The organism is Alcanivorax sp., assembly GCF_017794965.1.
Lineage (GTDB): Bacteria > Pseudomonadota > Gammaproteobacteria > Pseudomonadales > Alcanivoracaceae > Alcanivorax.
The window spans coordinates 3,574,457-3,600,871 of sequence record NZ_CP051240.1 but is presented as its reverse complement, the minus strand read 5'-3'; the positions used below and the strand labels follow the sequence as shown (position 1 = coordinate 3,600,871).

Sequence of the window (26,415 nt, the reverse complement as noted above, 5' to 3'; positions counted from 1 at the left end):
GTGCCCGCGAAATCGTTTCCGGTTGAAGCGCGGACGATGACGTTATCGTTTGGCAAAGTCATCATACGCGTTTCAACTTTGAACTTTGAACTTTCAACTGCTTCTTTCCATCTCTTTATCCAGCTGCTGCTTCACCGCATCCGCCGGGGAGGCGTAGGGAGCCAGCCACTGGTACAACACCGGGATCACGAACAGGGTCAGCACGGTGGCGAACAGCAAACCGCCCAGGATCACCACACCGATGGTGAAACGGCTTTCCGCGCCGGCCCCGGTGGCCAGCACCAGCGGCACAGCCCCGAAGATGGTCGATATCCCCGTCATCAGCACTGGCCGAAAGCGCACTATGGCCCCTTCGTAGATGGCCTCCTTCACACTCTTGCCCTGATCACGGAGCTGGTTGGCAAACTCCACGATCAGGATACCGTTCTTGGCCATCAGCCCCAGCAGCATGATCATGCCGATCTGGCTATAGATGTTCAGGCTGTCGCCAGTGACGCTCATGGCCACCACGGCACCGGCCAGGGCCAACGGCACCGTGAGCATGATGATCAACGGGTGGATCCAGCTTTCAAACTGGGCCGCCAGCACCAGGAACACAATCACCAGAGCCAGGCCAAAGGTAATCAGAATGGCCGAGGAAGATTCCTGCAGTTCTTCGGCCATGCCCTTGTAACCAATGCGGGCTTCCAGCGGCAGGTTGTCCCGGGCTGCCTGCTCCACATCCCGCATGGCCGAGGCCAGATCGTAGCCCTCCACCAGATTGGCAGACAGGGTAATCGCCGGCAGGCGATCCACGCGACGCAGTTCCGGCGCATCCCCGGTGGTAGTCAGCTCCACCACACTGGAGAAGGGCACCAGTTCACCGCTGCTGCTGCGAAGGTAGATGGGCAGGACGTCTTCCGGGGTTTCACTGTCCCCTTCTTCTGCTTCCAGCATGACATCGTACTCACGCCCGCGATCCACAAAGGTGGACACGGTGAGGGTGGCAAACATGGCCTGCAGCGTCTCCCCCACATCCGTGGCGGTGATACCCAGATCCGCTGCGCGCTCCCGGTCCAGTTTCACATCCAGCTGCGGTTGGGTCTGCTCAAAGTCGGTATCGATGCTGGTCAGATTGGGATTCTCCCCCATGGCCTGCATCAGGGTTTCGCTCCAGGCCTGGACCTGTTCATAGTCCGGCCCGGCCACCACCACTTCCAGTGACTGATCGAAGGCACTCTGCCCCAGCCCCGGCGGATTGACCGGAAACGCGCGCAACCCGGTAACTTGAGAAATGGGGCCACGAATGCTGTTGACGATGTCCTGCTGGGTTCGCTCGCGCTCGTCCCAGTCCTTCAAGCGCACGATGGTAAAGGCACGCTCGGTGACCCCCCGAAAGCCGATGATGGCCAACACCCGTTCTGCTTCGCCTTTTTCCACCAGCGGCATCAGAATCTTCTCCACTTCCCGGGTGTGGTGCTGGGCATACTCAGAGGTGGAGCCCTGGGGAGCCGACGCCGGAATGATGAACACCCCGCGGTCTTCGGTGGGGGCCAGTTCCTGGGGCAATTGCCGGAACAGCAGCACGGCAAAGACACATAACAGGACGGAACCGGCAATCAATGGCCAGGGGGTGGCCAGGGTGGCCTTCAGGCCACCGGCATAGATCCGGTTCAGTCGTTGCAGGCCACGATCGATAACATTGCCTTGGCCTTGCTGCTCCCGAACACTGTGGCGATGCAGCCAGCGGCTGCAGAGCATGGGCGCCAGGCTCAGGGCAACGATGCTGGAAATGATCACTGCGGACGCCAGGGTAAACCCGAACTCGCCAAACAACCTGCCCACATCGCCACCCATGAAGGAGATCGGTACAAACACCGCCACCAGGGTCAGGGTGGTGGCTACCACTGCGAAGGCCACCTGACGGGCACCCAGATAGGCAGCCACCAGACGGGTTTCCCCCTCATCGATACGCCGCTGAATGTTTTCCAGCATAACGATGGCGTCATCCACCACCAAGCCGATGGCCAGAATCAGCGCCAGCAAGGTGAGTACATTGATGGAGAAGTCCATCACCCCGAAGCCGATAAAGGCGCCGACGATGGACACCGGAATGGTGACCGCCGGAATCAGGGTGGCGCGCAGGTTGCCAAGGAAGATGAAGATCACCGCGATCACCAGCGTGACGGAGATGCCCAGGGTGATCAGCACCTCGCGGATGGAGGCGCGGATAAACAGGGATTCGTCGTAGTTCACATCCAGGCTGATGTCCGCGGGCAGATTCTCGCGAACACGCTCAATCTCTTCGCGCACCTGGTCCGACACCACCACGGTATTGGCCTTGGACTGGCGCACCACCCCCAGACCAATAGCCGTCTCGCCGTTGGCACGGATCACGCTGTCATCGTTCTCCACACCCAGCGCCACCCGCGCCACGTCGCCCAGCCGCAGCAGATAGTCACCGGCGCGACGTACCACCAGTTTTTCGAAGGCGGCCACCGTGTTCAGCCGATTATCGGCGCGCACCGTGAAGGCCCTGGCCTGGGACTCCAGACGGCCGGCCGGTAATTCCACGTTATTGCTGCGTAGCGCCTGTTCAATGTCGGTGACCGTCACCTGGTTGGCCGCCATGGTCTGCCGATCCAGCCACACCCGCATGGCATAGCGGCGATCGCCGCCGATGATCACTTCCGAGACGCCATCGAGCACCGCGAAGCGATCCACCAACGAGCGTTCGGCAAAGTCGGACAGCTCCTGGGGGGCCAGTGTGGAACTGGTCAGGGTAACCCACATGATGGGGCGGGCATCCGAATCGGATTTGGCAATCACCGGGGTATCGGCTTCTTCAGGCAGGCGGTTCAGCACCCGTGAAACCGCATCACGCACATCATTGGCAGCAATATCCACATCCCGGTCCAGATCGAATTCTGCTGTGGTACGCGCCGAGCCCAGACGACTGCGCGATTCGATCTTGCGCACCCCTTCCACCCCGGCAATGGCCCCTTCGATCACCTGAACAATCTGGGTATCGATCACTTCCGGTGCCGCACCCGCATAGTCCACCCGCACCGACACTTCCGGCGGGTCGATATCCGGGTATTCACGGATGGGCAGCTTCATCAGCGCACTGATGCCGAACACCACGATCAACAGGCTGATCACCGTGGCAAATACTGGCCGCTTGATGGACACATCCGACAGGATCATGCCGCTGCCCCCGGGCCGTTGGCCGGATCCGGTGTGTGTTCCAGCAGGGCCCGCTGCCCCGGCAGCAGGGCATCGGGATTATCGATCACGTTCACCGGCTGGCCGCTACCCAAGCGGCTGTGCCCGTTGACGATCACATCGGGCTGGCCGGTCAGACCACTGGTGATTTCCACCCAGCCATCCCGGCGCCCCCCCAGGGTCACCGGATGGCGAACCGCCTGCTGTTGCGCGTCCACAGTGAACACATAGCTCTGTGCGCCCTGGGTAATGATGGCTTGCTCCGGGACCAGCAAGGCCGCCCGCTGCGCCAGTTGCACGGTGATCCGCAAAAACTGCCCGGGTAACATGCGATCACCGGGGTTGTTGAGCCGGGCCCGCGCGGTGAGGCTGCGGCTATTGCTGTTCACCCGTGAGTCCAGATGCGTAATCGCCCCCTGAAACGCCGTATCCGGGAACGCATCATTGCTGGCTGACACCGACTGCCCCACAGACAACCTTGCCAGATAGCGTTCTGGCACCTGAAAGTCCACTTCGATATGGCCCAGATTATCCAGGGTGGTAATGGCATCACCGGTCTGCAGGTAGGCGCCGCCATCCACCTGACGCAGGCCGACGACCCCGGCGAACGGCGCGCGGATGCTGTGATCATTCAGATTGGCCCTGGCCGCATCACGATCGGCGCGGGCCGAATCCAGAGCGGTGCGAAAGGTATCCACTTCGGATTCAGAGATGGCACGCCGTTCCACCAGTTGCTGGCCCCGGCGAAAATCATCCTGGGCCCGCTGGAACTCGGCTTCACTGCGTGCCAGCGTCGCGCGGGCATTGCGATCATCCAGTGACACCAGCAGCTGGCCACGTTTGACTTGCTGCCCTTGCTGGAAGTGGATTTCGGCCACCCGGCCGGGCACTTCCGCCAATACCACGACGGCCTGGGCGGCCCGGGAGGTGCCCACCGCTTCCACCTGATCCACCAGATCCCGTTCAATGCTGGGCGCCAGGTTAACGGCAGTGGGTGGACGCTGTCCGCGTTGCGCCTGCTGCGGTGTCAGCATCCACCAGGCTGCAGCCACCATCGCGACCAGCAACGCTCCCACCGTAATGATCCGCCCCATTGAATTCTCCGTCTCGTGATCGTCAGCCCAGTGAGTCTAGACCGCCATTATGCAAGGAATATGTAGATATGGCGTTAGCATGACAGGGAAAAGTGAAGATAATTCAATTTCTCTACCCAGCGGCGCTGCTACAGGAAATGGGTGAGGCAAGGGCAACCTACCTTAATCCTTTTGGTTAATGGCTGATTCCGGTTCTCTCGGCTAGGGTGTAACGGTTTATTTTCATGTCCACACAGCAACCTCTTTTCTTCAGGAGTGAAGACCTCATGCAACGATGGATTGTTGCCCTGCTATGCCTGCCCGCTATGGCAATGGCCGCCCCTCCCTTTGAACGTGGAGGCCTTGGCCTTAACCCGGATACCCTGGACAAGCACCGGATCGTGCTTGAGCAGGGGCTGCCTGATGCCACACTGGACCAGCGCGCAAGCCCGGAAATCACCACCCTGGATTTCAATACCCTGCTGCGTATGCAGGTCATCAGCCACATGGAAATTCAGGTGGGCATCAACGCCTATCGCTATCAGAAGTTCAAATCCGAAAACGACAATGGCGATCTGGACGGGCTGGGCGACAGCTCCATTGGCGCCAAGTTTGCCCTGTATCGGGGTGAGGTCTTTCGCGCTGCCCTGCTGGCCGGCATGCTGATGGATACCTCCAGCGACAGTTTCAAGGAAGAAGAGGATGGCAGCTTTGCCGCCATCAGTGGTGGCTGGTGGCTGGATGATCGACACCAGCTACAACTCAGTGTGCGCTTCGAAGATGACGGCAGTGAATCCACCACCACCGTGGTGCCCTCCTGGCATGCCCGGCTCAATGATCAGTGGGCCGTGTTTCTGGATGCCGGCTTCACCCAGAACCAGGACGACGGCGATGACAACAACCGCGCCGGTGGGGGAGTGACCTGGATGATGACACCCCAAATTCAGTTCGACCTCTACGGACGCGGCGCGCTGGATTCAGACAGTGTGGATAACGAAGCGGGCCTGGGTGTTGCGGTAGCGTTCTAGGGCCAGCACCAGAATCTGTCCTGACCCGCTGATGACGGGTCAGGCTTTCAGCCTCACCACATCATCGGCCAGATCATCCGCCAATGCCTGTAGCGCCCGACGATCGCCTGAGCGTTGCGCATAGGCACGCAGGCCCATAATGGAACATTGCAGCCATCGCGCCAAACGCTCCGGCTGATAGCGTTCGCCACCACCGCGCGCCAATTCCTTGCCTTCCAGCGCTTGCTGAAACGCCTGCCGGAACAGTCCTTCCATCCCTGCCAGGCTATCCTCGATTTGCTGTTGCAGGGTATCGCTTTCCCCGGTTTCCAGCAGGCCTTTCACCAGCATGCAGGCACATGAAGGCAGCTTGTCACGGTTCAGCTTGCCCATCTCTCTGACATAGCTTGCCAGCCCGTCGATTACACCGTTTTCCGATGAAACCCGGCGGGAAAACTCACCGGCCATGCCACTGGCATACAGTGACAATGCCTCACCATAGAGCGCTTCCTTACTCCCAAAAGCGGCATAGATGCTACCTGGGCGCATATCAAGCACCAGCTCCAGGTCTTTCATGGAAGTAGCGTGATAGCCCCTCTCCCAGAACAGAGCCATGGCTTTTTCCAGACACTCCTGTCGGTCGTAGCGCATCGGTCTTGGCAACGCCTTTCCCTCCTCAGGTAACCCGGTGATATGCGATTGCGGGTATTTTACTCCATTTTTGAGTATTCACTCAAAAAAAGGTTGAGATTGCACACAGAGATGTTAGGGTTCTCCCAATATTGAGCAATCGCTCAAAAACTTTTCTTCACTGAGGAGTCTCCCCCATGACAGACTTTCAATTGCATACCGAAGACACTGCCCCTGACGCCAGCCATTCCCTTCTGAAGGCTTCACAGCAAAGTTTTGGCATGATCCCGAACCTGCATGCGGTCATGGCGGAAGCGCCGGGATTGTTGGAGGGCTATCAGAAACTGCATTCCCTGTTTCTTGAAACCAGTTTTACCGATGAGGAAATTACTGTGGTGTGGCAGACCATCAATGTGGAACATGCCTGCCACTACTGTGTTCCTGCCCATACCGGGATCGCCAAATCCATGAAGGTAGATGACAACATCACCAATGCGTTGCGTGACAAAACACCTCTGCCAACCGACAAACTGGAAGCACTGCGTGACTTTACTCTTTCTGTGGTTAGGGAGCGGGGTGAGGTCAACCAGGCGGCGGTAGACGCCTTTCTTCAGGCAGGCTATGAGAAACGCCATATCCTCGAGATCATTCTCGGCCTGGCGCAGAAGGTGATGAGCAATTACACCAACCACCTGGCCAACACGCCGGTTGATGAGCCCTTCAAGAAATTCGCATGGAATGAGGCATAAAACCGCCTCGTAGCAGCTTTACCTGTTTCCGGCCTTGGCCGGAAACAGGCGTGCTACTGTGCAGGAATCATCACGGAACTTTGGCAATGATCTCGCTGTGCCATACCCCTCCCGGCATGGCGATCTGACCATAATTCTGATCCCCGAACCCAAGGCTGCCAATCAGCGGATCCAGGTGATCCGGCGCCCCCTGTCCAAAATCAGCGCTCTGACCAATATACAATTCATTGGCAATGGTCAGACTGGGCAGATTGTCGGCGGTTTCATTCTCGGATCGCACCGTGATACTGCCGTTACCCCAGCCCAGACTCCCGGTCACGTTGTAGAGCTGGAAGGCTGACTGCGGGCTGGACACTTCCGCGAGGGTGAAGTGGGATGAACCGTCCAGATTCATGAAAGCATCAAAGCCCAGGGCTTCTGAACCTTCCGCAATGGTGGGATAGAGCACAAAGCGGAATTGGTTGGCAGACAGGTTAAGATCCCACAGCGCAATCTTGGCAATATTACTGCCCAGATTCGACGGACTGCCTGCCCCCAGCAAGCCGCGCACCTGGTAGCGGGAAAGCACATTGGTGCCCAACATCATGCCAGATCGCAGGCCCGGAAAGGTGGGATCGGTTTGCCCCAACAGAAAGTAGAAGTCGTCCGCATTCCACAGCACATCCACGTTCATCAAGCCAATCGCCACATCCGCACCGATATCGGCAAACAGAAAATGGGAATTGCTGGCCCAGCCGGCAGCGGCATTGTCACGGGTGGTGGCATCACTGCTGGTGGCCGCCGCCCAATAACCCGGTGACTGCACCATCACCGCCGCATCCAGCCGCAAGCCTTCTGGTTCCATAAAAGGACCACCGGGATACACGAGAATGTCTGACTCCAGCAGGCCCATGGTGAGGATCACGCTCCAGTCGTAGGCCGTAGCGCTGTCCACATTGGCCAGGCTGTCCACGGCGATACTCTCGCTGTAGGCACGCAGATAGCTATCCCGCACCAGGATGGCAAACGCAGATTGGCCATCATCCGCACGGGTGTCATAAAAATCGGAGGCGCCACAGGTCAAACCCGTTACGCCGAAGCACAACCCGCCAGTACCGGCATCGTCCTGGAGCACATCCAGTGCCAGGTTCATTTTCAACATGGGCCCGCTACCCGTTCCCAGGTGTCGCCAGTCACGGAACTGCAGCTGGGTGTCATTGCCACCGGCATGGCCCAGGTTGAGAATAAAGTCACTGTCGAAGCCCCATTGGGTCAGCACATTCAGCCCCTGGGTCCGTGGAGTGAGTGCATTCACCCCAACCCCGCCGGGATCGACCCGCACCAGGGTGTCAGTGAGCCCCCCGATCCAGCCGGCATGCATCATGGGTACACGGCCCGTCATGTCAGACGGGCCACGCAACGCAGTCTCGAAACTGGTTGCCGGGTTATCGTTGTACATCAGATCAAACTGGAGAATGGATTCGGTAAAGTCCGAGGCCACCTTGATACCGTTACTGTCGATAGCCACGGTGCCCACCCCCGCGGTGTGACCATTGGCGGCCCCGGTGGTGAAACGGTTGGTAAACTCCAGATTGCCAAAACTCATTTCCGCATTGCCAGGGTTACCCTGTCGATACACCCAGTCCCCGGTGAGATCGAAATCCAGGCGTGCCTTGTTACCGTCGTTATCAAAGATACCGCGATTGGCATAGTTGAGAGCCCCCTGAGAATAGAAGGCGGCCTGCCCCATAGAGGGGGACACATTGGTGGGCGTGGTGACCTGCATGCCTCCCATCACGAAACGGCTTGGCCCCCACTGGTACTGCATTGACAACATGGGGTCAGTGCCATCATGTCCCACATCCATCACCAGATTGGCTGACAGATCGGTACCGTTCCCTTCCAGGGTTACATTAGTGAGTTGGGTCAATGCCTGCTGAGCCGTCCCGGCATCCGTCTCCCAGGTCATTTCCTGCGCGGACATGCCTGTCGAACTGGTGAGATTGACGGTGATACCATCGCGACCATTCACCTGGGACAAACCGGCATCATCCATGGGAGTAAGCGCGATAGCCGCGCCAGGCAGGGCGATTAACAGATAAAGCGTTTTAGAAGCCATAGATCAATGTGCTCCCGTCAAACCGTACCTGCATGTTGGCATTGGGACCGCTGCTGTCACTGATCCGGAAGGCATTGGCCACGCCCTGGGTCTGATCGCGCATGAAACCATAATCTGCGACGGCATCAGGACGGTTTGGGTTACTGCCATCACTGTAGGTCGCTGAGGGATTGTTGGTCTCCACGACCATGGCACCAATATTCAGAAAGGTTTGCATGTCCTGATACTGCCCCGGCCCTTTGGAGGAGGGATAACGCATTTCAATGGCGGCAAGCCCTCTGGGATTGCAGGTGCCGGCAATCATGCAACTGCCATCAGCGCGCTTGAAACGATCCTCGTCGTAATAGGCGGTATTCGTGGTGGGCAGACTTACCCCTTCCAGGCGGATGTCTGTCAGGTTCAGATAGCCATAGAACTGCTTCATCACCAGCCAGTTACGTTCCTTGTCCACGAACTCCATGCCGAGCCGGCACGGGCTGTAGCCAGCTCCATTAGGTTCACACATTGACAAGCGCACATGCTCGTTATCTTTTACCTGAACATTGTTGTGCATTTTGACAGTCAGCTGGATGGCGTTCTGACCGGTTACCGATTCCATTTCTGCGTCGTTCAGAGGCTCAAGACTGCCTGCCTGTGCCAGGCTGACAACCAGGGCTGTCAACAGCGCTATGTACTTGCTCGTTATTCTTGTCACGTGACCTCCTCCCTCAACAGAAGGTGCTACTGCCGTAGCAGTTTTGCGCGCGATTTAGATCGAATTCAGGATGATTAATTAAATATCCAGGGGCAGCCAAAAGGTCGATTACTGCATCCACGCCAAGCAGACCCAAGTTTGCATTATCGTTATATACATCGACCAGTCTTGCACTGGGAGCATTCATCCACCACCCAGTATTGGCAGGAACAGCATAGCCACTGTCACACCTTGCTGTTGCCATATCATTCGTTGCACAAGCATCAAATGCCGTTCCGAATGATCCTTCATCAATAAAATCCTGAGTCGGTGACTGTTTTGAGTATCTAGGATAGGCAACCGGTTCACGTTGAAATGAAAGAAAGAAATCACTCGTGTTATCAAAAGCCAAACCATGGATACTTCTGGCATCAGTATTCAATGATGCATAAACGTCGTTCAGCCCGATTGCTTCCATTACTGCAACCAGCCCATCCCCTGTTAGCAGAAGTTCAGCAGATCGTAGTCCCAAGGTCTGCATTCTCGTCCCGGCAATATCCACAAAAACCGATTCCGACTGTGAAGTTCCGCATAAGTCGTTATTCGTCGCGGTTCTCCCAGTACACCCCCAAGCATCCAGACCTATTGGTAGCCCAGCGCAGCCACCCAATATGTCAAAACCCACACAGACATCAGCAATAACCCGCATTGTCAGAGAAAGATCCGTACCCAGAAACCCGCTGACGGAATTCAGGCCAGAATGGCATCCAACGACGCCGGTCCCCGTTGAAGAGGATGGGTTACAAGAAGATCCAAACCCTGTGTTTTCTTCATTGACCACACCTTGATAGTAGCGTCGTCCTGTTGCCATGAAACCATCTACACTGGCAGCACCAATCTTGATGCCCACTACTTCACGCATGGTTCTCATATCATCGTTTTTGATGGCAAATTCCATGTAAGGTCGGTCAAGAACCACCGGGCTTTGGGGGTCGCCAGGCTGGAACCCATCCCTGCCCATCATGCTCACATAATCAATATCAATATCGCAGCCGGCATGGCCGGACAGCAAATCGTTCACACCGCCGCAGCCTAGCTGTAGCTTTGACATATTGAGATTGAGCTGCATTTCACCGTCCATACCAACCCGGTAAAAATTGAACGGCGTGGAATAGGCATTGGGGTTCGCCAGCTCATCACCTTCAACCATATCCGCCACAAAGAGTCCCTGACCGGAAACCCCTCTGAGTTCATCCTCTTTCAATTCCACCAACCCAGGTTGATTGAAAGCGTTCACTCCGGAACAAGATAGCAACAGCAATGCGATAGTTATTATTGTTCTTTTACTCATAGTCTTACCCTTACGGGCCTCCTGCTCCGTAACTGGTAAATTTCATATAATTCATCTGCAACCCTTCAATACGGGAGTCCCCTATATTGACCACATCAGTACGGATAACCGGTATGCCTCTGGGTACTGGTTCGTCACAAGTAAATGCCCCAAACGGTCCACAGCTATACTCCCTGTTTTCTGTGTAAGGTCTGCTTGCTACATCAAAGGTTGTCGATGGATCCTCCTTGTTGTTTACGTAAACGTGGTCAGCACCTGCATCAACGGAATAGCTTCCTCCATAACCACAACGGTAGGGATTTCCGCTGGTTGCGGTACAGCTATCTGAACGAGCGTAGTAACGTCCATTTGCGTTATATGAGTCTTCATACAGGTCACCTAACCCGTTATCGCGGTTTGATGTGATGCCACGCGGACTAAACCCATCTGAAGTACACCCTTGCCCTCCGGGGCACGTGTATTGACTATTCCCAGGGCGCACATCAACCGCCGTTAACATGTACGCAAAAGCATCAAAGTCATCACAGTTGGTGCACTTTCGGAAGAAGATCCCGTCAGAGGTACTGTTGTAGGTGTTGCGATCAGGATGGGATGCGGGAGATGCCGATCCCACACCATGCATGTCCGGACAACCGATGCCACGGCAGGTTGTCCAGTCGCCCCAGCGGGAATAACCATGGGTGGTGTTGTATTGCGCCAGCCATTCCTGGGCACCGAGAAGCCATCGTAAAGACTGACGCCATACTGGTTGACAACATGCTGTTCGTAGTCAGCAACATTGGGGCTGTTGATATTGTGCAGATAGGCTAGCCGTGCAGTGATATACCCAGCTACACCGTTTTCATAGTTGGTTCCGTCCAACACATAACTGCCACGAACAAGATCTTCATCCACCGCAAAGCTGTAAAAATGCCTTTGTGCATTGTTGAGCGGATCATACGGGCTGGAAGAGGGGTCACGTAGAAACGGAATTTCCATAATGAAATTCCCGTCTTGCTGGGGCACGGCGTCTAACGTGAGCGCTTGATAGAAGGCCTGCCCTAGTGCGATAAAGGCTTCTACGTTCTTTAAGTGCAGACCTTCGTTTTCATCAAAAATCACCGGTACACCGATTTCATCACTGGATGATCTGGCGTCCTGCCCGGCAGAGAAACGAAAGTCACCACGCAGATGACTGTGGTACATGATGGCAAAGGTTTCGTTTCCCGGTTGGGTGTGCTGGAACATCCGGAAGATTGAGCCCGCCGCATTGCCCTGAATCAGGGTCTGGCTTTTCAGAAATTCCCCTGCGCCCACCGCCAGATTTTCGTTCGCACCGGTTCGGCCCGCTTCGATCTCCCCCATGAACGCAAAGTTGTAATAAGGCTGATTAGTGGGTGCCAAATACTCGTAGACGGTTTTGTCAGGGCTACCGGCTACTTCGTTGAGTGGATCGCCCTCATAGGAATAACCAAAAGGCGAAAAGGCGCGAAGGACATAGGGGTTGTCATAGGGAGCAAAATTGGTGATTTGTCCGCCTAGCGGGCAAGCCAGTCCACCTGCGGTACATGGGGTGCCAAAACTGTTGCCTGACTGATCCCAGTGGAAGCCCTGGTTGCCGGCCGCCCCACCGGCTCCTTCGCCGATGGCGGTGATGCTCAACCCATACCAGCGCATATCCGCCCGCTGGAAGGTACTGGCACCCACCGGGTCAGAGCCCATCTGTTCGTAATAACTGGTGGGCTTGGTGAGCCAGCGGAAGTCTTCAAAGCCAAGGGCGATACCCGCACCACTGACATCAGCCATGGCCGAGTCCTCCATTGGCTCCATTGCAGCATGGCTATCCATGGCTATCAGGAGGCCACCGAGCATGACTGTTCGTGCCAGGTAACGGATGTTGTGTGTGCGGTGATGCAGCAAGGTCATCCCGCGTCTCCCCTATACGTTTTATTTATTCTTATTTTCTATCTGTAAACAACCGTTCACAGATGGTGACTATCGCATTGAATAAATTGCAATGAGGTCATTGGTCACACAACGATCAATAATCAACAGTTTGTATACGCATTTATATGTTATTGATTTAAAAGGTGACCAGTGAGTCACATCCCGACGAACGGTAAATTCGTCTTTGACATTGCATCAATAACGTTGAAATCCGGATGCGCGTTATTTGGCGCAAAGGCGGGTATTCGTATCCACAGGAAGCAGCGATGGGGTTTCTTCGTCAGGACTCAGGTATCCAGCGTCTGGCCTGCTATTTACCGATGCAGAAGGAGGAGAAGATGCGGCCGAGCAGGTCGTCGGCGGTGAAGGCGCCGGTGATTTCTTCCAGGGCTTTCTGGGCGGCGCGCAGGTCCTCGGCGAGGAGTTCGCCGGCGGCGTGACTGTGCAGCTGGGCCTTGCCGTTGTCGAGGGCTTCGAGGGCCTGTTCCAGGGCCGTGATATGGCGGCGGCGGGCGGAGAAGCGGCTCTGCCCTTCGCCCTGGTACCCAGCCACGGCTTTCAGGTGGGCGCGCAGGTCAGACAGCCCTTCCCCGGTGGAGGCTGACAATATATAGGTGCCGTCCTTTGCGGCACCGGGGGACAGACCGGACAGGTCAGCCTTGTTGAGGATCACGGTGACGGGCAAATCCAGGTTTTCCAGCTGCTGTTGACTCTGTGGTAGTAAGCTGTGGATATCTTGTGCATTGATATCGCTTTCCCGGGAATCCACCATCACCAGTAGCCGGTCGGCTTTTTTCATTTCTGCATAGGCGCGGCGGATGCCTTCCTGCTCCACCACGTCACCACTTTCCCGCAGGCCAGCCGTATCGATCAGGTTGAGCGGCATGCCGTCCAGCTGGATGGCCTCGCGCAGCACGTCGCGGGTGGTGCCAGCGATATCCGTGACAATGGCGGCGTCAAATCCAGCCAGGGCATTCATCAGGGAGGACTTGCCGGCATTGGGTTTACCGGCGATCACCAGGGTCATGCCCTCGCGAACCAGCCGGCCCTGACGAGCTTCATCCAGTACCCGTTCGGCCTGTTGATAAACCCCGTTCAAATCACTGGCCACCTTGCCATCGGAGAGAAAATCGATTTCCTCTTCCGGGAAGTCGATGGCCGCTTCCACATAGATACGCAGGCCGATCAGTGCTTCCACCAGCTGATTCACTTCGTTGGAGAAGGCCCCTTGCAGGGAATGGAGGGCCGCACGGGCGGAGGCTCCGGTGCCGGCATCGATCAGGTCGGCAATGGCTTCCGCCTGGGTCAGGTCCATCTTGTCGTTGAGAAAGGCCCGCTGGGAGAATTCACCGGCCCGGGCCTGCCGTGCTCCGGCATCAATGCAGGCCTTGACCAGCAGATCGAGGATCACCGGTCCACCGTGCCCCTGTAGCTCCACCACCTCTTCGCCAGTGAAGGAGTTGGGCGCCGGGAAATAGATCGCCAGCCCCTCGTCGATCACCTCCGCGGCGGCATCCCGGAAGCGGGCGAAATGGGCCATACGCGGGGTCAGCTCACGATCACCGCAAATCGCTTTTGCGATGGCCAGAGCCTGGGGCCCGGACAAACGCACCACCCCCACTCCACCCCGGCCCGGGGCAGTAGCAATGGCAACAATGGTGTCTTGGCTAGTATTGGACATGGCGAAATTATAGGGACGAGGCAACCCAGGATGCCAGCAAACAAAAAGCCGGTCAGGGACCGGCTTTTCGTCGAGCGTCAGGTATCAGGCGTCCTGCGTATCATCAGCCCTTCTCGATGTTCCGGGTAATCACCCACTGCTGGGCAATGGACAGGATGTTGTTGGTCAGCCAGTAGAGCACCAGACCGGCCGGGAACCACAGCATGAATACCGAGAAGACCACCGGCATCCACTTCATGACCTGGGCCTGCATGGGATCAGCAGGGGTCGGGTTGAGGCGCGTCTGCAGGAACATGGACGCCCCCATCAGAATCGGCAGCACGAAGTACGGGTCCATCACCGACAGGTCGTTGATCCACAGGAAGAAGGGCGCCTGGCGCAATTCCACTGATTCCAGCAGAACATAGTACAGGGCAATGAATACCGGCATCTGTACCAGCATGGGCAGACAACCGCCCAGCGGATTGATCTTCTCCCGCTGGAACAGTTTCATGGTTTCCATCTGCGCTTTCTGGCGATCGTTCTTGTGCTGCTCCTTGATGCGCTGCATCTCGGGAGCCACCTTGCGCATTTTCGCCATGGAACGGTAGCTGGTGGCACTGAGCTTGAAGAAGATGGCCTTGATGATGAAGGTCAGCAGGATAATGGCCACACCCCAGTTACCCACACCAAAGCCCACATCGATATCCATGCCAAACACGGATACCTCGCCACTCTGCAGGAATACCAGCAGGGCAAAGATCGGCTGGGAGATGAACCATAACCAACCGTAGTCCACGGTCATGTTAAGGCCATCACTGATCGCACCCAGATGATCCTGCTGCTTGGGCCCGGCATAGAACTCGGCATACAGGGCTTTTTCTTCACCGGGCTCCACCGTCATGGTGGGGGACACAAAGCGAAGCAGGTATTGATCACGCTTGGGCAGGTAAACACTGGAGTAATGATTGCGCTGCTGGGGATCCGGGATCCAGGCAGAGACAAAATAATGCTGCACCATGGCAAGCCAGCCACCGGTGACCGTCAGGTTGAGCGGGTCTTCCTGCATGTCATCGAAGTCGAGCTTGTTATAAGGCTTCTCGCTGTCCCAGTACGCCGCACCAAGGTAGGTGGGCATGGGGACAAAGCCGCCCTTGGCGGTACCCGGGTCCTCACCGCCATCACGCTTGATCTGGCCATACAGGGCGCCGCTCCAGGGCTGCGCCCCCTGGTTGCGCACCACATGGCTGACACGCACCAGATAACTGCCTTTTTCAAAGGTGTAGCGCTTGATGATCTGCGCCCCGTTATCCTGGGTCAGGGTCAGATCCACGTTCAGTTCCTGTGCCCCGTCGCGCAGCTGATAGCGGGTCTGTTCGGCAGACCACTGCGGGCGGCCCTTGCTGGAATCGGTACCGTTCTTGCCCACCAGACCGCTTTGCGCCACATAGGTGCTGGCATTGGTTTGCTGCATCAACACAAAAGGCTGATCCGGCGTATCCACATGGTTCGGGTATTCAGGCAGCGAAAGGCGAACAATGTCGCCACCGCGCGGATCAATTTCCACACGCAGCACATCGGTGCTGACTTCAATCTTGGCAGAAGAAGGCTCTGCATCTGCCGTCGGGGCGGCCTCGCTCAGGGGGGCCTGTGCCGTGTCCTGAGGGGCATTGGGCACGGTACTGTCTTCAGACTGCGGTGCAGGAAGATCATCGCCGGGCAGGCTATTGGCCTCGGCCACTTCCTCTACCGGAGTGGGGGTGGCGGGGTTGGCATAGTCCTGCTGCCAGGCCTGAATCATCAGGTAGGAGACGACGGCAATGCCGGTGATCACGAGAGCGCGCTGGATTTCCATAAATGGCTTGTCAGTGGCGTGAAAAACGGGCCGCAGTTTCTCAAGCTTGCCGACACTTAGCAAGCAGCTTGTCGAATAGTTGACCAAGTTGGAGGGTCACCTGGGCAGGATCCGGGTGATCCACCCGTCCGCGTACCAACAAAATGATGTCCAGGCCGGCCAGCGCGTCCTGTCGCAGCCGGAACTGTTCACGGGCACGTCGCTTGACACAACCCCGGTCAACAGCACGTTTTGCGCGCTTGCGGCCAATCACCAGGCCCAGGCGTGGGCAGGGTTGATCGCTGGGTGTTGCCAATAGCAGGAACACCGCATTGCCCACCTTCCATTTGGGGTGGTCAAAGACGGTTTGATATTGGGAACCGGTAAGAAGTCGGTGTTGGCGGGTAAAGGCCAGAGAGCCGGGCACTGTTACCTCTGCCGGAGGGACGGAAAAACGGTTGGCTTAGGCAGCCAACCGCTTGCGACCCTTGGCACGACGAGCGGCCAGAACCTTGCGACCGTTCTTGGTGGCCATGCGGGCACGGAAACCGTGGGCGCGCTTGCGCTTGAGTACGCTGGGCTGGAATGTACGTTTCATGTTCGCTTACCTGTGCTAGTAACAGCATTTCAGAAGGGCGGCAAGTCTATGGAATAGGCCGGTCAGTGTCAATGGGTAATCGCGCTACAGTCCCAGCAAATCAGCATGGTTGTTGGGCTATCACAACATGTTGTGGTTGGCAGGGCTGGCAAACGGAATGATGGGAATCGGGCTCTCTTATTTTGTCGCAGCGGCCTCCGTTCCTGGTCCGTTATGGAGGTGTTTCAGGAATTTCACCGCTGCACAGCCTTTTTGAAACGGTCACTGTTAATAGAATTAAATTATTTAAGTATTTATTGATTGTATTAGTAATTATAAGGGACGCCGTTTTCTGTGGATAAGCATGCTTTCCTTATATTTTTCAATGGCCTGCATGGTTAACAACTTGCGTAGAACCGTGTGTGTGAACTGGGGGGGAGACGGGGACGGGCTGTCATTAAATGTGGGTATAACTCATCCACGCAGTTTTCCACCGGGTTGTCCCTGCGCCCCTGCACAGGGTTATGGGCCTAGTTATCCACAGCATGATCGAAGAAAAAAAAGCCCTGGAGCCTGTGGATAGGTGTGTGATTGTGAGGGTAGAATGGCTGGCTCGATTGAGGGGTTTGCCCTCGTTTTCATTTCTTTATGAGCAAGGCGGTTTTGTGTCTGAAGAGCTCTGGCAACGCTGTCTGACGCGGCTCGAGGATGAGTTGCCGTCGCAGCAGTACAATATGTGGATTCGTCCCCTGCAGGTGGCGGCTTCCGCAGATGGCGCAGAGCTGACCCTGTTTGCCCCCAATCGCTTTGTGGTGGACTGGGTACGAGACAAGTACCTGGAGCGCATTGGCGAAGTGCTGGGGGAAATGCAGACCGGCGCTCTCCCCCATCTGCGCCTGGAAGTGGGGTCCAGCCGTGCGCCTGCGCCCCCCCCTGTGCCAGCCCCGCAGCCCGCGAATAATAGCGCGGTTACGCCTGCCGGGCCGATACGTACCCCGGAACCTGCCGACAACCGTCCTCAGGTGCCACAGGGCGAGATCGGCGGTGCACGCAAGCATCGCAGTAATCTGAATACCGGTTTTACCTTTGCTACCTTCGTTGAGGGCAAGTCCAACCGTATGGCGGCCGCAGCGGCCCAGCAAGTGGCCGAGAACCCGGCCAGCCATGGCTATAACCCCTTGTTGCTCTACGGCGGTGTAGGCCTTGGCAAGACCCACCTGATGCATGCCGTGGGTAACGAGCTGATTCGTCGTAACCCCAATGCCAAGGTAGTCTACCTGCACAGTGAGCGCTTTGTGGCAGACATGATTTCTGCCCTGCGTAACAAGACCATCAATGAGTTCAAGCGTTTCTACCGCAGCGTGGACGCCTTGTTGATTGATGATATTCAGTTTTTTGCAGGCAAGGAGCAGTCGCAGGAAGAGTTCTTCCATACCTTTAATGCGCTGCTTGAGAATGGTCAGCAGATCATCCTGACCTGTGACAAGTTCCCCAAGGAAGTGGATGGGCTTGAGGAGCGTCTGAAAAGCCGGTTTGGCTGGGGGCTGTCCCAGCCCATGGAACCGCCGGAGCTGGAAACCCGGGTAGCGATCCTGAAGAAGAAGGCTGAGGAAGCGAAAGTCGATCTGCCCAATGATGCAGCCTTCTTTATTGCCCAGCGTATCCGGTCTAATGTACGGGAACTGGAGGGGGCGCTACGGCGGGTTATTGCCCATGTGCGTTTCACCGGGGCCCAGATTGATATCGGCCTGATCAAGGAAGCGCTCAAGGATCTGATCGCGCTGCAGGCTCGGCAGATCAGTATCGACAATATTCAGCGCATTGTTGCGGAATACTACAAGATCAAGATCAACGACCTGCTGTCGCCACGTCGGACCCGCTCGGTGGCGCGGCCCCGACAGGTGGCCATGGCGCTGTCCAAGGAATTGACCAGTCATTCGCTTCCTGAGATTGGCGAGAATTTTGGTGGCCGGGATCACACCACGGTGTTGCATGCCTGCCGCAAGGTGTTGGAACTGCGAGAATCCAACCCGGAAATCGAAGAAGATTATCAGAACCTGTTGCGGACACTGACGTCCTGAGCAGGGTAAAAAAATGGAAGGGTAAGCCCTGATAACCAGAACGGGAAAGCGCGATGAAATTCTCAATCAATAGAGAACAGCTCCTCAAGCCCTTGCAGCAGGTGGCGGCTGTGGTGGAAAAGCGGCAAACCCTGCCGGTGCTGTCCAACGTCCTGCTGGAAGTCGGGGACGGCCAGCTTTCCATGACTGGCACCGACCTGGAGCTGGAGCTGGTGGCCCGGTTGCCACTGGAAGGTGAACTGCAGCCAGGCGAAACCACTGTGCCGGCCCGAAAGCTGGTCGACATTGCCAAGAGCCTGCCGGCGGAAGCGGAGATCCGGTTTGAAGTCGATGGCGAGCGTATGCTGGTGCGTTCCGGACGCAGCCGTTTTACCCTGTCTACCCTGCCAGCGTCCGAGTTTCCCAGTCAGGATGAGGATGCCACTGGCTCCACCCTGGATATCCAGCCTGGTGTGCTGCGCAGCCTGATCGATCGCACTGCCTTTTCCATGGCTCAGCAGGATGTGCGTTACTACCTGAACGGTATGCTGTTCGAGCTGAAGCCGGGTCGCCTGCGTGCGGTAGCCACTGACGGTCACCGTCTCGCGCTGTGTGACGCGGAACTGGAAGCACCGGTGGAGGAAGCCTCTGTGATTCTGCCCCGCAAGGGTGTCATGGAGTTGTCCCGTATTCTCGGCGACGCTGGCGAACAGGCCCGCCTGACCATCGGCCGCAACCATGTGCGGATTGTGGTCGGGGCGATCACGTTCACCTCCAAGCTGGTGGATGGCAAGTTCCCGGAATACGACCGTGTGATCCCCAAGGAAGGCACGCGTCATGTGATTGCCGATCGCGAGACACTGCGCCAGGCTCTCGCCCGGGTGGCTATCCTTTCCAATGAGAAATACCGTGGCGTGCGGGTGCAGTTGTCGGAAGGCAGCCTGCGTATCGTGGCCAACAACCCGGAACAGGAAGAAGCGGAAGAAGAGGTGTCCGTGGACTTCAACGGCCAACCCCTGGAAATCGGCTTCAATGTGAGCTACTTGCTGGACGTGCTTAACACCATGAATGGCACCCAGGCGGAGCTGGAAATGGGCGACAGCAACAGCAGTGCCCTGGTGTTTGATCCGGAAAGCAAGGCGGCCCTCTACGTGGTCATGCCCATGCGCCTCTGATCAGTCCACATCAGATCCAGCAAAAGGCCCGGCTATATGCCGGGTTTTTTGTGGCTGCTCTGCGGGGGCAGAGACGCTTCATGCAGAATCGAGCTTATCCTTAGAGGGGCTCTTTGCCTGCCTCTGTTTTCCTCAATTTCATGATCCATTTCTAATGGCTACGAGCTACGAGAAGCTAGCTTTTCCACCTGTGGATAGTTTTGTGGGTAAGGTGTGTGCGGGTGTGGGTGGTTAGCCTGTGGTTAAAGGCGGGCAGCGCCTTTGCTCCTGCGATACAATCTGTGGATGAAATCACTTGCCTGTACCGCTGCCCATAGGATCCCGGGTTTATGCTGACTCGTCTCCAGCTTGGGGATTTTCGTAATTACCGTCATGCCGACCTGTCCCTGTCCCCTTCCCTGAATGTCATCCTGGGTGATAATGGGAGCGGGAAGACCAGTCTGCTTGAGGCTGTGTACTTTATTGGTAGTGGTGGTCGATCCTTCCGTGGCGGGCGGCTTTCCCGTTTGGTGCGTGATGGGGCTGATGCGGCCACGCTCTACGCCGAGGTGGATGCGGGTGAGCAGCGTCACCGTTTGGGTGTCAGGCGTACACCTGGAGGCATTGACGCTCTGAAGCTCGATGGCCAGACACCCAAGGCACTCAGTGAAGTGGCTGCCCTCCTCCCAGTGCTTGCGCTTCATCCTGCCTCGGTTGACCTTGTTTTCGGCAGTTCATCCCTTCGGCGTCGCTTTATGGACTGGGGAATGTTCCACGTGGAACATCAGTTCATGCCCCTCTGGCGCCATGCCTCCGCGGCATTAAAGCAACGTAATGCCCTGTTGCGCTCAGGGGTCATAAACCCACGAGAATTGGGCTTTTGGGACCAGCAACTGGCTGAGAGTTCTGATAGAATCGAAGGGTTACGCAGAGCATATCTGGCTGCCTTGCAGGACGGTTTGAACCAGGTGATGGCAGTGCTATCCCCGGAGCTGAAGGTCCGAATACAGCTACAGACCGGGCTGCAAAAAGATGAAACCACGCTGGATGCCTTACAGCGTTTGCGCCAGGATGATTGCCGTCGAGGATTTAGTCAGGCCGGTTTTCACCGGAGTGATATCCGGATCATGGTTGGCGGCGTGGTGGCGCGGGATCGGGTTTCCCGCGGCCAGGCCAAGTTGATGGCCTACAGCCTGATGTTGGCGCAACTGCCTCTGATCAGTAACGCGGGCAAGGTGTGTACCCTGCTTGTGGATGATCTGGCCGCAGAGCTGGACGAGGAACATCGGAACCGATTGCTTGGCTACCTTGCCGGCACAGGACACCAAACATTGATTACCGCCCTGGATGAACCCGCTTGGGCGGCAGTGGTGAATGACAACAACGCACTACAGACGGTGGAAAGCAGAATGTTCCACGTGGAACATGGCCGCTTGCGGCAGCTGACGCCAACCGGGAGTGAATAAGGATAGAGCATGGCGGAGAAAAATTACGATTCATCCAGCATTAAGGTGCTGAAAGGGTTGGATGCCGTTCGCAAACGCCCCGGCATGTACATCGGTGACACGGATGACGGTACCGGCCTGCACCACATGGTGTTTGAGGTAGTCGATAACTCCATTGATGAGGCGCTGGCGGGCTTCTGTTCCGAGATCAAGGTGGTTATCCACCCGGATGAGTCCGTTTCCATTCAGGATAATGGCCGTGGGATTCCGACAGATATCCATGAGGAAGAAGGTGTTTCCGCCGCTGAGGTGATTCTGACCGTTCTCCACGCTGGCGGTAAGTTCGACGACAATACCTATAAGGTATCCGGTGGTCTCCATGGTGTGGGGGTGTCTGTGGTGAACGCGCTCTCTGAAGAGTTGAAGCTGACGATTCGCCGTAATGGCCAGGTCCATGAGCAGGTTTACCGCCACGGTGTGCCGGACAAGCCTCTGGAAGTTGTGGGTAACACCGATTCCAGCGGTACCAGCATCCACTTCCGCCCCTCTGCCGAGACATTCAGCAATATCAAGTTCCACTACGATATTCTCGCCAAGCGTCTACGGGAACTGAGTTTCTTGAACTCCGGTGTACGTATTCACCTGAAGGATGAGCGTAGCGGCGAAGAGGAAATCTTCGAGTATGAAGGTGGCTTGAGCGCCTTTGTCAGCTTCCTCAACGAGAACAAAACGCCGCTGAATCAGGTGTTTCACTTCCAATATGACCGTGAAGAAGACGGTATTGCAGTGGAAGTGGCCATGCAGTGGAACGACTCCTACCAGGAAAACATCTTCTGCTTTACCAATAACATTCCCCAGCGGGATGGTGGTACTCACCTGGCAGGTTTCCGGGGCGCCCTCACCCGTACCCTGAATAACTACATGGACAAGGAAGGCCTGCTCAAGAAAGAAAAGGCCAACCCGTCCGGCGATGATGCCCGTGAGGGGCTCACCGCGGTGATTTCCGTGAAGGTGCCGGATCCCAAGTTCTCCAGCCAGACCAAGGACAAGCTGGTGTCTTCCGAGGTGAAAGGCGCGGTTGAACAGACCATGGGCGAACTGTTCCAGGATTACTTGCTGGAAAACCCCAACGAAGCCAAGGCCATTACCCAGAAGATCATTGATGCTGCACGTGCCCGTGATGCGGCGCGCAAGGCCCGGGAAATGACCCGCCGTAAAGGCGCACTGGATATTGCTGGCCTGCCCGGCAAGTTGGCAGATTGCCAGCAGAAAGACCCAGCCCAGTCCGAACTCTATATTGTGGAGGGTGATTCTGCGGGGGGCTCTGCCAAACAGGGCCGCGACCGCAAGAACCAGGCAATTCTTCCGCTGAAAGGCAAGATCCTGAATGTGGAGAAGGCGCGCTTCGACAAGATGCTCTCCTCCCAGGAAGTGGGCACCCTGATTACCGCACTGGGCTGTGGTATCGGTCGTGACGAATACGACGTGGAAAAGCTGCGTTACCACCGCATTATCATCATGACGGATGCGGACGTGGATGGTTCCCACATTCGGACTTTGCTGCTCACCTTCTTCTTCCGTCAGATGCCGGAACTGATTGAACGTGGTTATGTGTATATTGCCCAGCCGCCGCTCTACAAGGTGAAGAAAGGCAAACAGGAAACCTATCTCAAGGATGATCCGGCCATGGAGGAGTACCTCACGACTCTGGCGCTGGATAAGACAGCCTTGTACCCCGGTGATGATGCGCCGCCGATCAGTGGTGAGCCATTGGCCAATCTGATTGCGGAATACCGCAATGTGATGAAAATTGTTGATCGTCAGTCCCGTGTCTTCCCGGAGGAAGTGCTGGAGCAAATGATCTACATGCCCTCCCTGAGCGAAGACAGCCTCAAGGATCAGGGGGGAATGGAAAGCTGGTGTGAAGCTCTGGGCAAGCGTGTGGATGCTATCACCGATGCCACCCAGACTTTCACTATCACCGCCGCCAAAGATGAGGAACGCGGGTTGTTCTTGCCACGTGTGCAAGTGCTTGCTCACGGTGTACCCCGCGAATACCGGGTCACCATCGATTTTCTACAGTCTCCTGACTACCAGAAAATTAAGGCGTTGGGGGAAACCCTGGAAGGTCTGCTGGCCGCGGATGCCTATATCCAGCGTGGAGAGACACAGCGCCCCATCCGGCACTTTTCCGATGCCTTGGAGTGGCTGATGGCTCAGGCCCGTCGTGGCACGGCTATCCAGCGCTACAAAGGCTTGGGTGAAATGAATGCTGAACAGCTGTGGGAAACCACCATGGATCCGGAAAGTCGCCGGATGTTGCAGGTGACCATCGAAGACGCCATCGCAGCGGACCAGATCTTCACCTGCCTGATGGGCGATGACGTGGACCCGCGCCGACAGTTCATCGAGTCCAATGCGCTGCAGGTATCGAATCTGGATGTGTAATTAACGCATCAAGCAACATGCATCATGCTTCACGCTGAAGGCGAAAAGCAGATTAACCACGGAGGGCTCAGAGTACACAGAGGTTAGAACCTTCATTTCCTCAGTGATCTCGGTGCCCTTTGTGGTAAGACGGCTTCTGATCCAGGCCTCTTGCAAGAACGCTGTTGCGTGATAATTGGCGATGAACCAATAAAAAAAGCGAACCCTGTGGGTTCGCTTTTTTGTTTTGCGTGGTGCCTGTTGCGTGAAGCGTGCGGCGTCTCTTACTTATACCGCAAAATCTTCCAGCTTGGCGCCTTTGCTCAGGGCGTCCTGGAGCCACAGGGGGCGTTTGCCGCGGCCGGTCCAGGTGTTGCTGCTGTTATTGGGATCGCGGTACTTCACTGCAGCAGGCTTGCGAACGCCGGCTTTTTTCTTGCCTGCGCGCTTCTTGCGCGGTGCCTTCTTGTCATTGGCACCCTTGAGGAGCTCGGAAGGATCAACGCCCAGTTCCTTGGCCATCTTTTCCAGCACTGCCTGGGCATTTTTCAGCTCAGCCTTACGCTTCTTTTCCAGTGCAGATTCTGCCTGCTTGATCAGTTTTTCCAGTTCGTCGATGGAAAGTTCATCAAGATTGATGGTCATTACTTTACCCTTGTGAGTAGTCGTTAAAATGCGCGAATGACTGTAGTTATTTTAAGGAGGGATAGCAATAAGGGGTTAGCTTAAAATGCTGTCAGCTACGAGCTACGAGCTACGAGCTACGAGCTACGAGCTACGAGCTACAAGCTACAAGCTACAAGCTACAAGCTACAAGCTACAAGCTACGTTCGATTGAAATAAGAAAGGTCTAAAAGTTCCCGGGGCTGGGCGGTTTTTTTAGCTGCCCGATTCGCCCAGGCAAGCTGGGCTCCTACAAAGGAACCGGCGTTTCTACGAAGCCACTGTAGGAACGTAGCGAAGTGGAGTAACGCACGGAGTGCGGCCCCGAAGGGGTGAGCGAAGCGAATAACGAGCTTGTCTGGGCGATCCGAGCCCAAGCGAGGTAAGGATTCCAGAAACGCTGTTCGATTTGTAGGAGCACCACTTGAGGTGCGAACCGAGCGACAGCGAGGAGCTGAGATGCAGCTGGCACAGGACCTCGTTAGAATCTCAAGGGAATTCCTACAGCACGGATCCAGCATTGTTGCCGGCCGGGGCTGCAGGAGTGTCAGGTTTTTGATTTTCCTTGCAGCTCGAAGCTCGTAGCTTGTCGCTGATGTTTATTCAGAAAGCTCACCAGGATAATTATCCCGAATCCATGCCTGCACATCTGACGTCACCTGCTGGGCTTTCTTTCCTTCGGTCTGTATCAGCGGGCTGATGCGTACCGTGACGGTGCCGGGGTAGCGGATCCAGGTCCCTTTGGGCCAGCAGTCGCCACTGTTATGGCTTATCGCTACTACCGGGACGCCAGCCTGGCAGGCCAGCATGGTGCCACCATGGTTGAATTTCCCCATGGTGCCGGGTTGTTGCCGTGTGCCTTCGGGGAAAATAACAACGGGGAGTCCTTGCTGAAGACGTTCCTTGCCCTGTTTGAGCAGGGACTTGAGGGCAGCATTACCCTTGCTTCGGTCAATCCGGATCGGGTTGAGCAGGGCCAGGCCCCAGCCAAAAAACGGCACCCACAGCAGCTCACGTTTTACCACCGTAGTCTGGGGGCAAACCAGGGTTTGCAGGTAGAAAGTTTCCCAGCTGCTTTGGTGATTGGCGAGGATCAGGCAGGGTTCGTCAGGCAGATGCTCTGCGCCCTCCAGCTTCACCTGCACCCGGTTCAGATGCCGGTCCAGCCACATGGCGCAACGGGTCCAGCCATTAATGAACCGGTGACGGGGCTTGAGCGGCAGGAAAGGGCCGATCAGCACGCAGAGAAAACTGTAGAGAATACCGGCAAGGTTATACAGCACGAAAAACAGCGCGCTGCGAACCTTGATCGACAGCGACGGTGTGTCGTGCTGCATACCTAGTCCTTCAAGGTGTCATCAACAAAGTCAGCAAGTGAACTGAAAATCGCCACGTTACCCAGGGAGTCGGGCAGTCCCTTGTCCAGGGTCTTTTGCCCTTTACCGGTGAGTACCAGCACCGGTTGGCAGTGACGGGAAATCCCGGCTTGCAGATCCCTAAGACTATCACCAATCAGGGGGGCGCCGGCCACATCGCCATAATCGGTAACAATCTGGTCAATCAGGCCGGGCAGCGGTTTGCGGCAGTCGCAGCCTTCGTCCGGGGCGTGGGGGCAGTGATAGATCTTGCCCAGTGCACCACCCTGCTCTGCCACCAGATCCCGTAGCCGCTGGTGCATGGCTTCCAGCGTGGCTTCATCATAATAACCACGGCCAATCCCGGACTGGTTGGTGGCTACCACCACGGTATAGCCTGCCTTGCTGAGCCGGGTAATAGCGTCAATGCTGCCGGGAATCGGGATCCACTCGTCCACGGACTTGATGTAGGCATCGGAGTCTTCGTTGATGACCCCGTCGCGGTCGAGGATGATGAGTTTGTTCATGA

Annotated in this window: 20 protein-coding genes; 6 read left to right on the top strand and 14 right to left on the bottom strand. The window is 56.6% G+C overall.

The window, feature by feature from the left end; all coding sequences use genetic code 11:
- Positions 1-93: 93 nt before the first annotated feature.
- Both HF945_RS15770 and HF945_RS15765 read right to left on the bottom strand, forming a co-directional pair.
- The gene (locus HF945_RS15770; RefSeq protein ID WP_290523518.1) at positions 94-3,186 is read right to left on the bottom strand and encodes an efflux RND transporter permease subunit; all 3,093 of its coding nucleotides are present in this window, start codon (positions 3,184-3,186) and stop codon (positions 94-96) included.
- Positions 3,183-4,298 carry an efflux RND transporter periplasmic adaptor subunit gene (locus tag HF945_RS15765; protein WP_290523517.1) on the bottom strand — a complete coding sequence of 372 codons (1,116 nt, stop codon included), beginning with the start codon at positions 4,296-4,298 and terminating at the stop codon, positions 3,183-3,185. The genes HF945_RS15770 and HF945_RS15765 overlap by 4 nt, the downstream gene beginning before the upstream one ends.
- A gap of 266 nt (positions 4,299-4,564) precedes the next feature.
- Here HF945_RS15765 and HF945_RS15760 point away from each other — a divergent pair, with 266 nt between their 5' ends.
- On the top strand, positions 4,565-5,305 hold the full coding sequence (locus tag HF945_RS15760) for a transporter (protein ID WP_290523516.1): 741 nt from the start codon (positions 4,565-4,567) through the stop codon (positions 5,303-5,305).
- Between the two features lie 39 nt (positions 5,306-5,344).
- Here the strand turns inward: HF945_RS15760 and HF945_RS15755 are convergent, their stop codons facing one another.
- Complete coding sequence (locus HF945_RS15755) at positions 5,345-5,947, bottom strand: TetR/AcrR family transcriptional regulator (RefSeq protein ID WP_290523515.1); 603 nt, start codon at positions 5,945-5,947, stop codon at positions 5,345-5,347.
- A 164-nt stretch (positions 5,948-6,111) separates the two neighbouring features.
- Between HF945_RS15755 and HF945_RS15750 the strand changes: the two genes are divergently transcribed.
- On the top strand, positions 6,112-6,663 hold the full coding sequence (locus tag HF945_RS15750) for a carboxymuconolactone decarboxylase family protein (RefSeq protein WP_290523514.1): 552 nt from the start codon (positions 6,112-6,114) through the stop codon (positions 6,661-6,663).
- Between the two features lie 70 nt (positions 6,664-6,733).
- Here HF945_RS15750 and HF945_RS15745 read toward each other — a convergent pair whose 3' ends face one another.
- The 8 genes from HF945_RS15745 to rpmH all read right to left on the bottom strand — a co-directional run bounded on the left by HF945_RS15745 (position 6,734) and on the right by rpmH (position 16,803).
- Positions 6,734-8,761: a DUF6160 family protein gene (locus tag HF945_RS15745; protein WP_290523513.1), complete on the bottom strand. Its 2,028-nt coding sequence runs from the start codon at positions 8,759-8,761 to the stop codon at positions 6,734-6,736.
- Positions 8,751-9,455 (bottom strand): hypothetical protein, encoded by a 705-nt coding sequence (locus HF945_RS15740; RefSeq protein ID WP_290523512.1) that lies wholly within the window; start codon positions 9,453-9,455, stop codon positions 8,751-8,753. Before HF945_RS15740 ends, HF945_RS15745 begins: the two co-directional genes overlap by 11 nt.
- Before the next feature lie 13 nt (positions 9,456-9,468).
- On the bottom strand, positions 9,469-10,785 hold the full coding sequence (locus tag HF945_RS15735; protein ID WP_290523511.1) for a hypothetical protein: 1,317 nt from the start codon (positions 10,783-10,785) through the stop codon (positions 9,469-9,471).
- Positions 10,786-11,277: 492 nt separating this feature from the next.
- The gene (locus HF945_RS15730; RefSeq protein WP_290523510.1) at positions 11,278-12,690 is read right to left on the bottom strand and encodes a hypothetical protein; all 1,413 of its coding nucleotides are present in this window, start codon (positions 12,688-12,690) and stop codon (positions 11,278-11,280) included.
- Positions 12,691-13,021: 331 nt separating this feature from the next.
- On the bottom strand, positions 13,022-14,392 hold the full coding sequence (gene mnmE / locus HF945_RS15725) for a tRNA uridine-5-carboxymethylaminomethyl(34) synthesis GTPase MnmE (protein WP_290523509.1): 1,371 nt from the start codon (positions 14,390-14,392) through the stop codon (positions 13,022-13,024).
- A gap of 103 nt (positions 14,393-14,495) precedes the next feature.
- Complete coding sequence (yidC, locus tag HF945_RS15720) at positions 14,496-16,226, bottom strand: membrane protein insertase YidC (RefSeq protein WP_290523508.1); 1,731 nt, start codon at positions 16,224-16,226, stop codon at positions 14,496-14,498.
- Between the two features lie 40 nt (positions 16,227-16,266).
- Entirely contained in the window at positions 16,267-16,632 is a 366-nt protein-coding gene (rnpA, locus tag HF945_RS15715) for a ribonuclease P protein component (RefSeq protein ID WP_290523507.1), read from the bottom strand.
- Between the two features lie 36 nt (positions 16,633-16,668).
- On the bottom strand, positions 16,669-16,803 hold the full coding sequence (rpmH, locus tag HF945_RS15710) for a 50S ribosomal protein L34 (protein ID WP_008929683.1): 135 nt from the start codon (positions 16,801-16,803) through the stop codon (positions 16,669-16,671).
- Positions 16,804-17,447: 644 nt separating this feature from the next.
- On the opposite strand from rpmH, the gene dnaA reads away from it, so the two are divergent.
- The 4 genes from dnaA to gyrB all read left to right on the top strand — a co-directional run bounded on the left by dnaA (position 17,448) and on the right by gyrB (position 23,889).
- The gene (gene dnaA / locus HF945_RS15705; RefSeq protein WP_290523506.1) at positions 17,448-18,863 is read left to right on the top strand and encodes a chromosomal replication initiator protein DnaA; all 1,416 of its coding nucleotides are present in this window, start codon (positions 17,448-17,450) and stop codon (positions 18,861-18,863) included.
- Positions 18,864-18,916: 53 nt separating this feature from the next.
- The gene (gene dnaN / locus HF945_RS15700) at positions 18,917-20,017 is read left to right on the top strand and encodes a DNA polymerase III subunit beta (protein ID WP_290523505.1); all 1,101 of its coding nucleotides are present in this window, start codon (positions 18,917-18,919) and stop codon (positions 20,015-20,017) included.
- A gap of 329 nt (positions 20,018-20,346) precedes the next feature.
- A complete protein-coding gene (gene recF / locus HF945_RS15695) occupies positions 20,347-21,462 on the top strand; it encodes a DNA replication/repair protein RecF (RefSeq protein ID WP_290523504.1) in 1,116 nt (371 codons plus the stop codon).
- Between the two features lie 9 nt (positions 21,463-21,471).
- Positions 21,472-23,889, top strand: coding sequence for a DNA topoisomerase (ATP-hydrolyzing) subunit B (gyrB, locus tag HF945_RS15690; RefSeq protein ID WP_290523503.1), 2,418 nt, complete (start codon positions 21,472-21,474; stop codon positions 23,887-23,889).
- A gap of 267 nt (positions 23,890-24,156) precedes the next feature.
- On the opposite strand, the gene HF945_RS15685 is transcribed toward gyrB, so the two are convergent.
- From HF945_RS15685 to gmhB, 3 genes are all read right to left on the bottom strand, one after another.
- Complete coding sequence (locus tag HF945_RS15685; protein ID WP_290523502.1) at positions 24,157-24,513, bottom strand: H-NS histone family protein; 357 nt, start codon at positions 24,511-24,513, stop codon at positions 24,157-24,159.
- Between the two features lie 617 nt (positions 24,514-25,130).
- Positions 25,131-25,868: a lysophospholipid acyltransferase family protein gene (locus HF945_RS15680; protein WP_290523501.1), complete on the bottom strand. Its 738-nt coding sequence runs from the start codon at positions 25,866-25,868 to the stop codon at positions 25,131-25,133.
- A gap of 2 nt (positions 25,869-25,870) precedes the next feature.
- Positions 25,871-26,413: a D-glycero-beta-D-manno-heptose 1,7-bisphosphate 7-phosphatase gene (gmhB, locus tag HF945_RS15675; RefSeq protein WP_290523500.1), complete on the bottom strand. Its 543-nt coding sequence runs from the start codon at positions 26,411-26,413 to the stop codon at positions 25,871-25,873.
- Positions 26,414-26,415 lie beyond the last annotated feature (2 nt).